Below are 16,485 nucleotides of genomic sequence, written 5' to 3' on the forward strand. Positions count from 1 at the left end.
CAATGAGAACTACAACCTTTATTTTAACGGCAGCTGCGCTAACAGGTAGTATCCTTGTTGGTTGCAGCAAAAAAGACAGTGGTGGAGATAGTAATAATGGCATTACTGTTTCGAGTAAAGAAGTAGCAGTAGATGTAAATCATTCAGTGAATGTAAGTGCTTCTTCAGCGCACGCAATTAAAAACCCTACTACAGAGGATGGCAATATCAATATAGTACGTGATCCTGGTAATCCTACTAATATTAGAATCACAGGGGTAAGAGTAGGGGTTGATTATGTATATCTACAAGATAATGCAGGGAATAGAGCTCAAATAAAAGTAAATGTGCAAGACCCTACACAAAGAGGAGATGCTAATTTTGCAGTAGATAATAGCACTATTTTCTTACAAAGGAATGTAGAGCAAGAAATTACAAGACGTGTATTAAGAGGTTCTGGTAGCTATAAAATTGAAACAGCAAGTACAGCTGCAGCTACAGTACGCTCACAAGGTAGTAAGCTATATGTAACAGGGATTGGTCAAGGGGTAGCAGGTAAAATTAAAATTACTGACCTTACCTACAATAAAACACTTGAGATACCTGTATATACTATAATACCTTTTAAAGCACAAAACGCTCCTACTGAGCTTATTGTGGGTGATGCAGCTACGGTAGCATTAGAAGGTGTTTATAAAGAAGCTACTGTTGATGAAAATGGAAATTATGACCGTGTGAAAGTAATCAACAGCAACAATGCAGTGGTAAGTGTAGAACTTGTATATGAAGATATAAGAAACCAAGTAGGACAGATAACAGGGAAAGCAGCTAAAAGTTTTACTGTAAAAGGGCTAAAAGCAGGTGTTGCTACAGTTAAATTTACAAATGCTGATGGGCAAACCACTCAGTTTAGTGTTACTGTAAAAGTTTTTAATCCAGAACAGTACTTCAGTGTAGATGAAGATGGGGTACTTACTGTAAAAACAGGGGTAAGCTTGCCTAAAACAATAAAATTGCCTGATAATGCAAAAAAACTACCTAATAAAGCTTTTCAAGGGCAAACACAGGTAGAGTATATAAACTTCAATAATGTAGAAGTAATTGAAGGTAATTTGTTTGACAATATGTCTGTTGGTTATATCAGTGTGAAGAAAGTGGTAATGCCAAAAGTAAAAAAAGTAGGTTATGATACCTTTAGGAATGCAAGAAACCTACACTCAGTAGAGTTCCCTGCAACGCTTGAACTATTAGGTGATCAATCTTTTAAAGGATGTTCTTCTTTATATGCAGTAGCTTTCAGAGGAGTAAATCCGCCTAAGGGTGTTACTTATGACGACCGAGAAGGAACAAGTGCTTCTTCGGCTTTTGATACAGACACTAATAACAAGCGCCGCTTATTTGTACCTTCAGCTTCATCAGTAAGATATTCATCAGTAGTAGGTAAAGGTAGCAATTTCCGTTACAGAAAAGCTCCTAATGAAAAAGCTTGGTTTGAAGGTGATGATGCTTCTATAGTAGTAGATATTCAAAACTTTGCAGATTTTGACTTTGATGCTATAGGAAACTAAAACATAGTAGAATAATATATAAAAACTATCTAAGAAAGTATCTGCTTTTTTAGATAGTTTTTTGCTGTAAGGGTAGGGGATAAAGGATAAAATTTTTTAGAGAAAAGTCTTTGAGATTTATTAGTTTTTGACTACCTTTGTCGCGCAGTAAATAGTTATATAGGACTGAAAAAATCATAATTAAAGATGTATAGAACGCATACTTGTGGAGAGCTAAATATCTCACACGAAAACAAGGAGGTTACTCTTAGCGGCTGGGTACAACGTATCCGCAATAAGGGTTTTATGATTTGGGTGGACTTACGCGATAGGTATGGTATCACCCAGCTCATTTTTGATGAAGAACGTACTGATAAGGCTGTGTTTGAGCGCGCTAAAGGGCTCTCACGTGAAGATGTAATACAGGTACAGGGAAAGGTAATAAAACGTGAGGCTGCAAATGCACAAATAGCTACTGGCGAGATAGAAATACTCGTTACAGCTCTCACGCTCTTAAATCATTCTGAAATACCGCCTTTTACCATAGAAGACAACACTGATGGTGGTGAGGACTTGCGTATGAAGTATCGTTATCTTGATATTAGGCGTACTCCTGTGCGTGAGAATCTTATCTTTCGTCATAAAGTGGGAATGATGGTGCGTAACTACCTTTCACAACAAGGGTTTATTGAGGTAGAAACACCTGTTCTTATCAAATCTACTCCTGAAGGGGCCCGCGATTTTGTTGTGCCAAGCCGTATGAATGCAGGTGAGTTTTACGCTTTGCCGCAGTCGCCACAAACATTTAAACAATTATTGATGGTGGGAGGCTTAGATAAATACTTCCAGATAGTAAAATGTTTCCGCGATGAAGACTTGCGTGCAGACCGTCAGCCTGAATTTACACAAATAGACTGTGAGATGTCGTTTGTAGAACAAGAGGATATTATTAGCACTTTTGAGGGGTTGGCAAAACATCTTCTTAAAGAGCTTAAAGGCTTGGAGTTTGGGGCTTTCCCTCGAATGACTTATGCTGAGGCTATGAAGACTTATGGGAATGATAAGCCTGATATTCGCTTTGGGATGAAATTTGGTGAGCTGAATGACCTTGCTCAACACCGTGATTTTAAGGTATTCAATGAAGCTGAATTGGTAGTGGGTATTGCTGTACCAGGAGCGAATAGTTACACTCGTAAAGAGATTGATGCACTTGTAGAATGGGTAAAACGCCCCCAAATAGGAGCTTCGGGGTTGGTGTATGTGAAGTGTAATGAGGATGGTAGCTTTAAATCGTCAGTAGATAAATTTTATAATGAAGACGACCTTAAATTGTGGGCAGAGCGTACTGGAGCACAGGCAGGTGACCTTATCTGTATTCTTTCTGGGAAGGCAAATAAGGTGCGAACACAGCTTAGCGCATTGCGTATGGAACTTGCAGAGCGTCTTGGCTTGCGTAAACCTGATGAATATGCACCACTATGGGTGGTAGATTTTCCGCTTTTGGAATGGAATGAGGATGAAAACCGCTTCTTTGCAATGCACCATCCTTTTACATCGCCTAAGCCTGAAGATATTTCGCTTCTTGATACCAACCCAGCTGCAGTACGTGCCAATGCTTATGACCTTGTACTCAATGGCAATGAAGTAGGAGGGGGGTCTATTCGTATTTTTGACCGTGAGCTTCAGGCTAAGATGTTTGAGCTATTAGGCTTTACTGCTGAGCAGGCACAAGCCCAATTTGGTTTCCTAATGAACGCCTTTAGATATGGTGCTCCTCCTCACGGAGGTTTAGCCTTTGGTTTTGATAGACTTGTAGCACTACTTGGCGGACAAGAGACTATACGCGATTTTATAGCGTTTCCTAAAAATAATAGTGGTAGAGATGTGATGATTGATGCCCCTTCACCTATTGATGAGGCTCAGCTCAAAGAACTTTCTATAGCAGTAATAGTTCAGAAATAATAATTGTAAAAGGCTGTCGTAAAAACTTGCGACAGCCTTTTTATTATAACTAATGATATACAAAAAATCCTTGAAGTATTTACTTCAAGGATTTTTTGGTGGTCCCAGTTGGGCTCGAACCAACGACCCTCTGATTATGAGTCAGATGCTCTAACCGACTGAGCTATGAGACCTGTCCTTTTGATTATGACGGTGCAAAAGTAGTACTTATTTCTGAACTATGCAAATTTTTTTTATATTTTTTTTTGCATTGTCTATTCTGTGTATACTCTATGCTTTTGTTTTTACTATAAAACTCGCCATAGCTGTGCCGTAATAAAGCAAATGATTATCCCATAAATAATAGGTAATAAGGTAGCTATGACTGTCCATTTTTTGCTGCCTGTTTCCTTATAAATGGTGTAAATAGTAGTACTACAGGGGTTGTGTAACAAGCTGAACAACATTAGATTGACAGCTGTGAGTAGTGTCCAGCCGCCTGCGTGCAATAAGCTTCCTATTTGTGCTTGTGATGCCTCCATAAGTACGCCAGCTCCTTCGCCTGTGGCTGCCTGCCCTAAACTCATTGCGGTGAGCATCAGTATGGTGGGGATAACTATTTCGTTGGCAGGGATAGCTACAACATATGCCAAAAGAATGATGCCATTAAGCCCTATCAGTGTTCCTACTGGGTCTAATCCTTTGATAAGCCATAGAGCTATAGGTGTATCTTGCAGACTGATGTTGCATATAAGCCATATTGCAGCACCTGCAGGTACAGCAAAAGTAACGGCGCGCCCCAGCACGATAAGTGTTCTATCGATGAGTGAGGTATAGAGCGTTTGGAAGAATCGTGGGGGGCGATAGGGGGGGAGCTCTAATACAAAAAAGGAGGCTTCTCCTTTTAATAGGGTTTTGGATAGCAACCACGAGGTGAATAACGAAAAGGCTATCCCAAGTACGGCAATACTTATAACTGCAATCATAGAGACGGTGCCTGAAAATTCCTTAGGCACTAATACTCCTATAAATAATGTAGCAATAAGTATTTGTGTAGGCCATCGCCCGTTGCATAGGGAAAAGTTATTGGTAATAATGGCTATCAGTTTTTCACGTGGGCTGTTGATGATGCGTGTTGCTACTACTCCTGCGGCATTGCAGCCAAAGCCCATACTCATTGTAAGTGCTTGTTTGCCGTGTGCTCCTGCTTTGCGGAATAGCTTATCGAGATTGAAAGCTACTCGTGGCAAATAGCCAAAATCTTCTAATAAGGTGAAAAGAGGAAAGAAAATTGCCATTGGGGGCAACATTACTGATACTACCCACGCTGTAGCCAAATATACACCATCTATTAGGAAGCCGCTTAGCCACCAAGGGAAGTGTAGTGTTGTAGCTCCTTCTTTCAGGAGGGGGTATAGCCAGCCGATTAGCAAATCGGAGAGCCATTGTGAGGGGTAGTTGGAGCCTATGATGGTAATCCAAAGGACTAACGATAGTAATAGTAGCATTATAGGGAAGCCCCATAGCTTATGTGTTACAATTCTATCTATAGCGCGGTCTATTCTGAAGGAACGTACAGAAAAATCGGTGGTGACAGAGGCTTCTATTAGTGCTCCTGCTTTGGCATAAATAGCTTCTACGAGTGCATTGCGGTAGCTATCGCCTAATTTATGGTGATAGGTTTCGGCTACATTTAACAGTTCTTCTTGTTTTTGAGTATTGGGGACGGACGAGAAAAGTCCGTTGTGGATTCCGTTTTTTACGCTTTCATCGCCTTCAATGAGGCGCATTGCTAGCCATTGAGTATTGGCAAGGGTGGGGTTTAGCTCTTTCAGCAAAGCGACAAGCTCATTTATAGCGGAGGCATTTTCTTTAGGGAGTGCTATAAATGACTGTTTGTGAGTGCGGAATTTGCCTGTAACTACAGCTTCAACGGCTTCTAATAGTTCGCTGATACCTTCTTTGCGGCGTGCTGAGGTTGCTACAACGGGTATTCCTAAATCGCGTGACAAAGTACGAGTATCTATACTAATATGGTGTCGGTGAGCTTCGTCCATTAAGTTTAGGCACAATACTGCTTTATCAGTAATTTCTAATATTTGCAGGGCTAAACTTAGGTTGCGTTCTAATCGGCTTGCATCAACTACTATTACGGTAACATCGGGTTTTCCGAAGAGAATAAAATCACGGGCTACTTCTTCGTCTTCAGAGGTGGAGAGCAATGAGTAGGTACCAGGCAGGTCGATAATTTTATAATTGGCATTGCGATATGCGAAGCCGCCTTCGGCACGAGTAACTGTTTTGCCAGGCCAGTTGCCTGTGTGCTGGTGTAGACCTGTTAAGGCGTTGAATACGGTACTTTTACCTGTATTGGGGTTGCCTGCTAATGCAATGGTATAGCCTGCTTCGGCGGTTGCTTCGCCTAATTTTTTCAGAGAAGTGTTGGGGTTTAGTTCGCAAGTATCACATATTTGTTTCATCATCATTTATCAATTTTACCAGCACGCATAATGCATCGGCTTTGCGCAGGGCGATTTGCGTGTTGTGGACGGTATATGCTACGGGGTCGTGTAGCGGACTTACGTTTTCTACTCTTATTTTGCTACCTCGTACGAAGCCTAAATCGAGCAGACGCTGGCGTACGTCTTGCTTGCAATCGGCACTGAAACCTACAATGATTGCTTCTTGTTCTTTTTGTAATAGAGATAGAGAAAAGTCCATAATACCTTAAATACTTTTTTAGACACGCAAAAATAAGATTTTTTAGTGTATCTACAAAATAAAAAACTCAAAAAGTAATAGTTCTTTTTGAGTTTTTTTCTAAAGTATTTTTTATTTGTTTCTATTTCAGGTATTTATCTAATGTTTTAGCAAGACCTTTGCCTCGTAATCCGTCTCCTTGTGATATTAAATTTCCTTCGGGATCTATGAGGAATAGGGCGGGGATACTTTCTACGCCGTATTTATCGGAGATTTCTCCTTTTTCGTCTAATACTTGTGCCCACGATGCGCCGTCTTTGGTGATGGCTTCTATCCATTTTTGTTTGTCGCGGGGTTTATCTACTGATACTGAGAATACGGTAAATCCTTTATCTTTATATTGTTCGTATACTTTTTTGATATTTTTGGCTTCTACGCGGCAGGGGACACACCAGTGTGCCCAAAAATCTATAAGTACGTATTTACCTTTTAGTGATGAAAGGCTTAGGGGGGTGCCATCGGGCTGTGGTAGGGTAATTTCGGGGGTGGTGCTGTGGCGTTGTAATTGTGCCTGAGCGGTAAAGCCGAGCAGTATTGCTGCCATAAGTAGGATTATTTTTTTCATAGGTATTGATATTAGTATACTGAGCAGTATCAAAAATAGTGCCAAGGATTGTGCGAGCCGCACGGGCTTTTTATTTTTCACTGAACCTTCGCTCAACCTTCGCTGAAGCTTATGGGTAGATAACGGGTAGATAACGGGTAGATAACGGGAAGGTAGCAGGAAGGTAGCAGGAAGGTAGCAGGGATAACTATGTGGAGAATATTGTGAAAAACTATGTTAGTAACTAATTGCGGCAAATGTGGAGCGTGCTTAATAAATTATTACCTTTGCACCGATAAAAAGATAAAATGGGCTTGTTGCCATTGCCCGCAGTATCACACTTAATAAACATTGAAATTCAGCTGTATAAACTTTGCTAAACGAGGGATAAGCCTGTAGTTTGGCAAAGTTTTATTTTTATGAGGGTGTGAGCCGCACGGGCAGATGTAGTGCATTTTTTCTATTTAGAAAGAAAAAATAATACTTACACTTTCGTTTGATTATCAATAGAATATAAAACCTCAAAATAAAATGTTAATAAAATACTAAAAATAGTACAAAAAAAATTTGCTCAATTCAAAAAGAAGTTATAATTTTGGCAAAAATTTAATATTTCAATAAAGTAATGAGAGTAAAAATATCAATGCTATTATTCGTTTTTGCGTTGTTTAGCGGTACGCTATGGGCGCAAACGAAAGTAACTGGTACAGTTACGGGCAGTGACGGGATGCCACTGCCAGGAGTGAGTGTTGTTATTAAAGGAACAACACGAGGAGTATCGACAGATTTTGATGGGAAGTATGAGCTGCAGGCTTCAGCGAATGAGGTGCTTGAATTTAGTTCGTTGGGATATACTTCACAACAGAAGAAAGTGGATAAAAAGAGTGGGACGCTTACGCTGAATATTGCTTTGAAGGAAGAGATGCAGCAGCTGGGCGAAGTGGTTGTAACGGCTTTGGGTATCAAGCGCGAAGAAAAAGCCTTGAGCTACAACGTACAACAGGTAAAATCAGAAGAGCTTACCAAAGTGAAAGACGCTAACTTTGTAAATAGTCTTAATGGTAAAGTTGCTGGGGTAAATATACAACGCAGTGCTGCTGGTGTAGGGGGTGCTACCAAAGTGGTAATGCGTGGTTTAAAATCAATTGATGGTAACAATGGCGTACTTTATGTGATTGATGGGGTGCCAATGTTTAGCTTCCAAACCGACAAAGATGGAGGTGGAGTAGAGGCAAAACGTGTAAGTAGTGATAGTATGGCTGATATAAACCCTGAAGATATAGAAAGCATCAACGTACTTACGGGACCTTCAGCGGCAGCGCTTTACGGTAGTGAGGCAGCTAATGGGGTAATCCTTATCAACACTAAAAAAGGTAAAGAAGGTAAAACTGAAGTAAATGTATCGAGCAGTATTGAGCTTATGAAGGCTTTTGTATTACCTGAGTTTCAAAACACTTATGGCAATGATGCTGGTGACAATAAAAGCTGGGGTGCAAAGTTGGCAACTCCTTCTACTTTTGACCCTGCAAAATTCTTCAATACAGGGGTTAACATCAACAATGCTGTTACTTTTTCTACAGGAACAAATAAAAATCAAACTTTTGTATCGGGGTCTCAAACAGATGCTAATGGGCTTATTCCTAACAATAATTACTACCGATATAATATAGGTGCTCGTAACACTTCTACTTTTGCAAATGACAAATTACATTTGGATGTGAGTGCTAATTACATTATGCAAGGGGAGCGCAATATGATTACAGGTGGGGGATATAGAAACCCATTAGTAGGGTTGTATTTAATGCCACGTAGCTTAGACTATAGAGATATTCAGGCATACGAACGCTATAATCCTTCACGTGGTATTTATGAACAATATCGTCCTTATCCTGAAGAACCTGGGGTTCCTCTTTCACTTTCTGAAAACCCTTATTGGGTAGCAAACAGACAAATTAGCTTGGGTAACAAAAAACGTTATATGTTTTCAGCATCGTTAAAATATGATGTGCTTAGCTGGCTAAATGTTACAGGACGTGTGCGTATAGATAATACAGCTTCTACGATAGAAGAAAAGATATTTGCAAGCTCAGCAAATTTGCTAACTTCTTCTTCAAGAAAGGGTTTCTATACCAATAAAAATGTAAATTACGAACAAACCTATGCAGATATTATTGCTAATATCAATAGGAACTTTGGTGAGAATTTAAACTTAGCAGCCAACGTGGGGGCAAGCTATAATGACCGTTATAGATATGGTATCAATATAGGGGGACCTCTTTTAACTGTTCCTAACTTATTTTCTGGTGAAAACTTAGACCCTAATAAACCAGGGCAAGGACAAGATTATTCACGTAGTAAGAACGTAGCGGTATTTGCAAGTGCCGAGCTTGGTTACAAACGTATGCTATACCTTACTCTTACAGGGCGTAATGACTGGTCATCACAATTGGTAAATTCGGCTGAACCTTCATTCTTCTATCCTTCAGTAGGTCTTTCAGCGGTATTATCGGAAATGCTCAAAATGCCTAAAGCTATTAACTATTTGAAATTGCGTGGTTCTTATACTGAAGTAGGTTCGCCTATCAGCAAAGAAGGGCTTACCCCAGGTACAATTACCTATAAACTTTCAGCAGGAGGGGTAGAAGCGACTTCTAACTATCCTTACCCAGATTTCAAAGCAGAACGCACAGCTTCTTGGGAAGCAGGGTTGAACAGCAAGCTTTTGGGCAATAAGTTAGGTTTAGACGTAACCTTATACAAATCAAACACTTATAACCAATTTTTTAATATACCTTTATCACCTTCATCAGGGTTTACTGAATTTTATCTACAAGCGGGAGATATAGAAAATAGAGGTATAGAATTGGCACTTAACTTCAATACTGATATAGTAAGTGACTTGCATTGGGATACTTCGGTTACTTATTCACGTAACGTAAATGAGATTAAGAAGTTTGTAAGAAACTATCGCAACCCTTTCACAGGAGAGTATTTTGATATGACAGAAGTGGAACGTGGTGGTAACCTTTTGAAAGAAGGGGGTAGTATAGCTGATATTACAACTAAAGGGGTATTGAAACGCAATGCGAATGGAGAACTTATCCCAAGCCCTTCAGGAGGTTATGAAATAGACTATACTCAAACAATAAAGATAGGTCGTTCAACACCTGATTTTACTTTAGGATGGAGAAATGGTTTTTCATATAAGAGATTCTCTTTGGACTTCTTGTTCAATGGTAGTTTTGGTGGTATTGTAATTTCGGGTACTCAAAAAGGTTTGGACTTTATGGGGGTATCTAAAGCGACTGCCGATGCTCGTGATGCAGGAGGTGTATGGGTGAATGGGAAACAATATCCTGCAAAAGCTTACTACCAAACTATAGGTGGTGGTGATGGCTCAATGGCAGGTTATTATAACTATGATGCTACCAATGTACGCTTACAAGAGCTTTCATTAGGCTATACGCTTGATGGTAAAGAGTTAGGCAACTTAGGCATTAACCGACTTACTTTTTCGGTAATAGGTACTAACTTATGGATGATTTACAACAAAGCACCTTTTGACCCACAAGTAGTAGGGGGTGTTGGGACTTATGCAGCGAGTGAGTTCTTCCAAGTACCAAGTATGACTACTTATGGTATGAGTGTTAAACTACAATTTTAATTAAATGACTAAGAAATGAGAAAAATTTTAATAGCATTATCATCAGTTCTTTTGGTTACGGCTTCTTGTACAAAAGATTTTGAAAAGGTAAATACCAATCCTTTATTTCCTGATGAGCATCAAAGAACCCTTGATGGATTAGCTTCTGTAGGTATATTTCCGAGTTTTATTGCAGGTATAATACCTACAGGTACTGCTAAGGCAGGTACTGAAGCGCAAAATAACTACCAAGTAACTTCTTGTATGACAGGAGATATATGGTCTGGTTATGTGGGTGTAGGAACCCAGTGGGACGGAGGTATAAGTACTCCTAACTTCTACATCAAAGAAGGACGTAGGAGTGGTGTATTTAAAACTATGCTTGAAAGTACTATGCTTTCTTTCTTGCAAATAAAAGCGGCAAACCACGATGTAAAACTTGAAAATGGAGTACAAGTATTTCATAAGAAAGGTATTACAGACCAAGCTACTTTTTCGGTGGCTCAAATTATAAAAGTAATGGGGATGCATCGTTTAACAGACTTGTTTGGGCCTGCTCCTTATAGCCGAATAGGTGGCGGTAATCTTATTGCTCCTTATGACTCTCAAGAGTCTATTTATCGTTCTATGCTTGCTGAATTGCAAGAGGCTGTAGAAACGCTTAATCGTTACAAATTGGATGGGGGTGATAAAATATTAGGAGATAGCGACCCTCTATACCAAGGAGATACTGAAAAATGGATGAAATTGGGTAACTCATTGATGTTGCGTTTGGCAATGCGTGTGCGTTATGCAGATGCTGCTCTTTGCCAAAGCTATGTTACTAAAGCTACTACCAACCCTGGTGGGCTTATTACTGAATTAGGAGATATTGCAAAGCTACAAACTAATGGGCGTTTTATATTTAAAAACTCTTATTGGATTTTGCGCACTTATAACGAGGCTAATATGGGGGCTAGTATTTATTCGCTTATGAAAGGCTATAATGATGCGCGAATAGATAAGTACTTCACTAAAAGGACTATAAATGGTAATAATGATTATTTTGCGGTGCGTATGGGAAGCCGTGAGCCTAAAGCAAAATATACCGACTATTCTGAAGTAAATATCACAGAGGCTACACCTACTTATTGGTTTAAAGCTTCGGAAGTACAGTTTTTGTTGGCAGAAGCGGCTTTGTATGGGCTTATAAGTTCTGATACGGCGAAGAACTATTACCAAAATGGTATTGCGCTTTCATTTAAAGAAAATGGATTGGAAGCAGGTACTTATGCTACGACACCAGGAGTACCTGTGCGATATGTAGACCCAGCGAGGAGTGATTATAACGTAGAACCTGTGAGCACTATCAACAAGCGTTGGGATTCAGAAACTACAACTGAAGCTCACTTAGAGCAAATTATCACTCAGAAATATATTGCGAACTTTCCTCTTGGGTTGGAATCTTATGCGGAATGGCGTCGTACTGGCTATCCAAGAATGATGCCTCCTGTAACGAATATGACTAACGTAGGGGCAACAAATATTTCTAATGATGGCAAAAGTGGTGGTGTACGCAGGATGCCGTTCTCTATAGAAGAATACACGCTTAACAGAAATAATATGAGTGAAGCGGTGAATCTATTGGGCGGAAATGACAACGCTGCTACTGATGTATGGTGGGATAAAAAATCTAAATAATAAAATACTATGAAGAAATTTATTTATATGTCATTACTATTTGCAGCAGTATTTACGAGCTGCAGCAAATGGACAGAGACTGAAAATAACACAGAACGTTTTGAAAAAGCAGCATTGGAGGATTTGAAAGAAAAACGAGATGGTGCAAAATGGGTGGCTGAAGCAGCCCGAACAGAAGAGAATAGGAGAGCACTTGAGGCTTATTGGGAACAACTAAGAGAATACAAAGCAAAAACATGGCTCAATACAGGTAGAGAAGGAGGGCAAATGCCTATGGTATATATGTGGTATGATGGGTCATCTTGGCAACCTGTAAAAGGTTTTGCGAGAGGGTGGTTACAATCAGTGCCAGACTCTGTAGTTGCGATATCTATATGGGGTGGTCTTGGAGGTTTGCACCCAGAAGAGCTTACAGCTAACCACAAAAAAGATATAGAAATTTTCCATAAAAAGGGGAGTGCTATCTTGATGTGCTGGCAAACTCCGAGTGTGGGCACTGGCTTACCTTCTTACACAGAAGGAAAAACTGGTTACCAAGCGTTTCATACTAAATATCCTTTTACTGAGTGCTATGCTCAGTGGCCTGAAATTTACGCACGTGAGTTGGCTCGTTATATTATATCATTGGACTTTGACGGATATGATATAGACTGGGAGACTTGTGGTGATCACGGTGCAGTAACCAAAGAGGGAACTCCTTTGATGATAGAGGATAATAACTATGAAAATATTGCTAAGTTTGTAAAAGAAATGGCTAAGTACTTTGGGCCTGTAGGGACTAATCACGTTGCGAAAACACAGGCTGAAAGAGAGAATAACCTAAAGGCTTTGTTTGATGCAAATACGGCTGGTTTCCACGCTAAAGAGAAAGAGTTTATAGAAAAACTTACACCTCATTTGCCTGCAAATTACTTTTCTAAACGCTACTATCTATGTGCCGATGTGCCTTGTGGTATAGCTCCTATTTTTGGTAATAGTTCAACATCACCTATTGTAGGAGAAAACAAATTTGCTATTTACTTTGATAAACACTTTATGCAAGACTACGAGCATAATGGGGTAAATACATCAGGAAGTCACCCTCCTATGTTGGGAGGTCCTTATTATAACTCTACAACAGCGAGTTATCAAAAAGCGATATTTCACGTGTTGATTCAGAAGGGTAAAGATGTACGAGCAGGAAAAGTATGGGGGATAGGTGCTTATCACGGGCAAAGTGACTATACAATAAGCTATGATAGCCACGAAGACTTTAAGCGTTATATGCGAGAAAATAACCTTACGCGCAAATATTTGCACTACACTTGGACACGTGAGGCTATTCGCTTAGCAAATCCACGCCCAGACTATTCGGGTTATAAAGAAATGGAACCTATGATTATACTCCCTTAAAAAATAAAAACGATGAAAAATATAGCAATTAAATTGGCTGCTCTTGCGCTATTGATTAGTGGGACAGCTTGTCAAGAAAAATTGGATGTGCCAGAAAATAGTAAGGGTACGGGTAGTAGCCATAACTATTCGGCAGTGTATATGAGTAAAAAAGCGGCTAACATTAGTATTCCTAATGCGGCACAAGCAGCTGCTACTAAAATAAGTATAAGTATGTCTACCCTTATGGCTTATGATGTGCCTGTAACGGTAGCTGTGACAGATTTTTTTGCCGAATATAACAAAAAGAATAACACTACTTACAAGATGTTGCCAGTAGGGACTTATGAGTTATACGAGGTGGCTAACCCTGCAAATACTACAACAAATGGTATTTTGAACCTAACTATAAAGAAAGGTTCTACTATTGCTGAGGTGGGTGTAAGAGTAAAACCTTTGGATGGAGAAGCTTATCCATTGGAAGTGAAATATGCAATACCTTTGCGTATAGCTTCGGCATCATTGCCTGTACTTTCTAACAAGGATTTGATAGTAACATTGGATCGTCCGTACAGAACTTCTGTAGTTAAAATAAAACAGGGTTTTGCTTTAGCAGTGCAAGCGGCTAATGACATCAAGGAAAGCAATGAGTTTACTGTACAAGCACACTATTTATTTACTGATTTTCACGCTTATGATGGTGTACACGTGAATATGTCGCTTTTCCAAGGTCCTATGTTGCCTTATACACGTATTTCGGAAGGAAAAATACAAGTGAAAAATGGGGGTGGTGATAGTGCTGACGACTGGGGATATAGTCCTGATATAGCAAAAAACAAATGGTGCCAAATAACATTTGCTTATAAAGACCCTGTTCTTAAGCTTTACATTAACGGTAAGTTGATAAAAACACACGTACGCCCTAGCTTGAAAGTAGCTCCAGGAATGCGTGTGAATATAGAAAACACACAAACTTCTTATTCGGCAGACCGCTATTTGAGGGAATTTAGGATATGGAACAGAGAGCTTTCAGAAGGGGAAATAAAAGATGGGCTTTATTTGCCTTCATCTCCTGAAAGTAATGGGCTTATAGTATATTTGCCTTTAAACAAAAGAGATGAGTTTAAAGATATGAGCAAATATAATAACACGACTATATTCCGTAGAGGTACCTCAAGATCAAATATGGGTATACAAGATGGTGATAGCTATGTGAAAGATATAGAAAAGAGTGAATTTTTAGAAGCTATAGAGTGGGTAGAAAATGTGAAATTCCCAGCAGAAGGCTTGGATACAAGTAATTAATAAAATGATATAGATGGGCTTTGCCAAAAAGAGGCCTTTTTGGCAGAGTTTATCTATTATTTAAAAATAAAAAAAGACAAGATGAAAAGAATATTACTAAGTTTTTTGACATTAGCCTCATTAATAGGTTGTCAAAAAGATGATATTACCGTAGAGAAAAACGATAGTGTAAAATGGGATATAGATAAAGCAATAGAGGATGATGATATACGTAATCGTATAGGCTATGACCCTCGCTATCAATACGCTATCCCTACCGTTTCGGATATTGTTGTTCCGATGTCGTCATTGGAAGGCTTTACAATAACAGGAGAAAACAAAAGAGAGGTAGAAATAAAATTATCAAAGGTATCTGCTAATGATGCTAAGGTAACTTTAGCTTACGATGCTACGTTGTTTGATAAAGTAAGATCTCAATATCCTGGGTATTCATTGGGGCAGGAATCATTAGTACAAATTACTGCTGCTGAAAAAACAATTGCAGCAGGTACTCGCTCTACTACTTTTGAAGTAAAGGTAACCAATAGGGCTAATTTTACAGACAAATTTATAGTGCCTTTGGCAGTAAAGACATCGGGTAATGAGTTTGTAAAAACATTAGATGGTAGAGACTATGTATTGGTGAGAATTTATCCTGAGACTATAACTTTTGCTTTTGAAAAGAGTAATATTACTAAAGAAGCTACTCTTGAGAATGGTGTTGCCGAAATGACGAATGCTGATAAAGTTGTAAATGTAAAAGTAACAGCTTCTACAGCTATCCCTACAACTATTTCTTTGGGCTTGGTTAGAGACAACTCTCTTGCTGGTGGTAAAACGTTACTTCCTAATGGAGCAGAAGGTACTATAAACAAAATAGACTTTAAGGATAAAAGAACTGCAACTATATCTTTTACTTTACAAAACATCTCTCAGATAACAGCTGAAGGAGAATATGTGCTACCATTGAAATTAATGGCTTATGATGCTTCAGGAACAGCACATCAAGTATCTACTACTCCTGTGTTGGTAACTGTAGAAGTATCAGATAATGCGATACCTGAAGATAACGAAATTGAAGAAATAGACAGCTATTCAGGGGCATTAATAAATCGTAACAACTATTCTTTCTCTACAAATTATGCCGCAGGACATATTGAAAAAATGCACGATGGCAACTATGGTGGTAATCCTTGGTGGATAGATACAACTATTGATGAAGAAAGTGAAGATTCTGCTTACGTAAAAGCTACATTTAATGCTGAAACTCGTATTAATGGTATAAAGATAACACAAAATACTCCTGAAAAGAGAATTGATTTTGTATCAATATATGTGATTGATAATGCAGGTAATTATATACCACAAGGTAATTACACTACATCAGGAAGCAGACCAAGAGAGTTGTTTATTAAGTTTAAAAAACCTATAAAAGCTTCTAAGCTCTACTTGGCTTATTTCAGAAATAGTGGAGATCGTTATATAGATATTCACGAAATGGAGTTCTTTTAATTGAGAAGAATAGAACTTTAAACGAACAATACTCTTTAGCGCACACGTTAAAGAGTATTGTTCGTTTTAGTAATAAGTAAATGTGTTAAATTGAGGAATGATGGACAAAAAGGTTGCTGTTTTTTTATCTTCAACATTTGGAGATAGATAAGTATTACCTTTGCCTCATCTGTAAACGGAAATAGGCTCTGCTGGGGAGCTACCTATCAGGGATAATATAGATA

Annotated in this window: 10 protein-coding genes and 1 tRNA gene; 7 read left to right on the forward strand and 4 right to left on the reverse strand. The window is 39.0% G+C overall.

Going from position 1 to position 16,485, the window contains the following annotated elements:
• The first annotated feature begins 2 nt into the window (after positions 1-2).
• Both HMPREF9075_RS11985 and aspS read left to right on the forward strand, forming a co-directional pair.
• Complete coding sequence (locus HMPREF9075_RS11985) at positions 3-1,547, forward strand: leucine-rich repeat protein (protein WP_009416874.1); 1,545 nt, start codon at positions 3-5, stop codon at positions 1,545-1,547.
• A gap of 186 nt (positions 1,548-1,733) precedes the next feature.
• Positions 1,734-3,488, forward strand: coding sequence for an aspartate--tRNA ligase (aspS, locus tag HMPREF9075_RS11990; protein WP_009416876.1), 1,755 nt, complete (start codon positions 1,734-1,736; stop codon positions 3,486-3,488).
• Positions 3,489-3,584: 96 nt separating this feature from the next.
• Here aspS and HMPREF9075_RS11995 read toward each other — a convergent pair.
• The 4 genes from HMPREF9075_RS11995 to HMPREF9075_RS12010 form a co-directional block, all read right to left on the reverse strand.
• Positions 3,585-3,661: transfer RNA gene (locus tag HMPREF9075_RS11995), tRNA-Ile, on the reverse strand.
• Between the two features lie 114 nt (positions 3,662-3,775).
• Positions 3,776-5,947 (reverse strand): ferrous iron transport protein B, encoded by a 2,172-nt coding sequence (gene feoB, locus HMPREF9075_RS12000; RefSeq protein WP_034557780.1) that lies wholly within the window; start codon positions 5,945-5,947, stop codon positions 3,776-3,778.
• Positions 5,931-6,188, reverse strand: coding sequence for a FeoA family protein (locus HMPREF9075_RS12005; protein ID WP_009416878.1), 258 nt, complete (start codon positions 6,186-6,188; stop codon positions 5,931-5,933). Before HMPREF9075_RS12005 ends, feoB begins: the two co-directional genes overlap by 17 nt.
• 121 nt (positions 6,189-6,309) lie before the next feature.
• Positions 6,310-6,792: a peroxiredoxin gene (locus tag HMPREF9075_RS12010; RefSeq protein WP_034557783.1), complete on the reverse strand. Its 483-nt coding sequence runs from the start codon at positions 6,790-6,792 to the stop codon at positions 6,310-6,312.
• A gap of 604 nt (positions 6,793-7,396) precedes the next feature.
• On the opposite strand from HMPREF9075_RS12010, the gene HMPREF9075_RS12015 reads away from it, so the two are divergent.
• The 5 genes from HMPREF9075_RS12015 to HMPREF9075_RS12035 all read left to right on the forward strand — a co-directional run bounded on the left by HMPREF9075_RS12015 (position 7,397) and on the right by HMPREF9075_RS12035 (position 16,261).
• A complete protein-coding gene (locus tag HMPREF9075_RS12015; RefSeq protein ID WP_034557730.1) occupies positions 7,397-10,435 on the forward strand; it encodes a SusC/RagA family TonB-linked outer membrane protein in 3,039 nt (1,012 codons plus the stop codon).
• 15 nt (positions 10,436-10,450) lie between these two features.
• Positions 10,451-12,094 (forward strand): SusD/RagB family nutrient-binding outer membrane lipoprotein, encoded by a 1,644-nt coding sequence (locus tag HMPREF9075_RS12020; RefSeq protein ID WP_009416881.1) that lies wholly within the window; start codon positions 10,451-10,453, stop codon positions 12,092-12,094.
• A gap of 9 nt (positions 12,095-12,103) precedes the next feature.
• A complete protein-coding gene (locus HMPREF9075_RS12025; protein ID WP_009416882.1) occupies positions 12,104-13,486 on the forward strand; it encodes a glycoside hydrolase family 18 in 1,383 nt (460 codons plus the stop codon).
• Between the two features lie 12 nt (positions 13,487-13,498).
• Positions 13,499-14,770, forward strand: a complete 1,272-nt coding sequence (locus HMPREF9075_RS12030) for a BT_3987 domain-containing protein (RefSeq protein WP_009416883.1) — start codon at positions 13,499-13,501, stop codon at positions 14,768-14,770.
• A gap of 81 nt (positions 14,771-14,851) precedes the next feature.
• The gene (locus HMPREF9075_RS12035; RefSeq protein WP_034557786.1) at positions 14,852-16,261 is read left to right on the forward strand and encodes a BT_3987 domain-containing protein; all 1,410 of its coding nucleotides are present in this window, start codon (positions 14,852-14,854) and stop codon (positions 16,259-16,261) included.
• The last annotated feature ends 224 nt before the right edge of the window (positions 16,262-16,485 follow it).

Origin of the sequence: Capnocytophaga sp. oral taxon 332 str. F0381 (assembly GCF_000318275.2) — a bacterium.
In the GTDB taxonomy this organism is placed as follows: domain Bacteria; phylum Bacteroidota; class Bacteroidia; order Flavobacteriales; family Flavobacteriaceae; genus Capnocytophaga; species Capnocytophaga bilenii.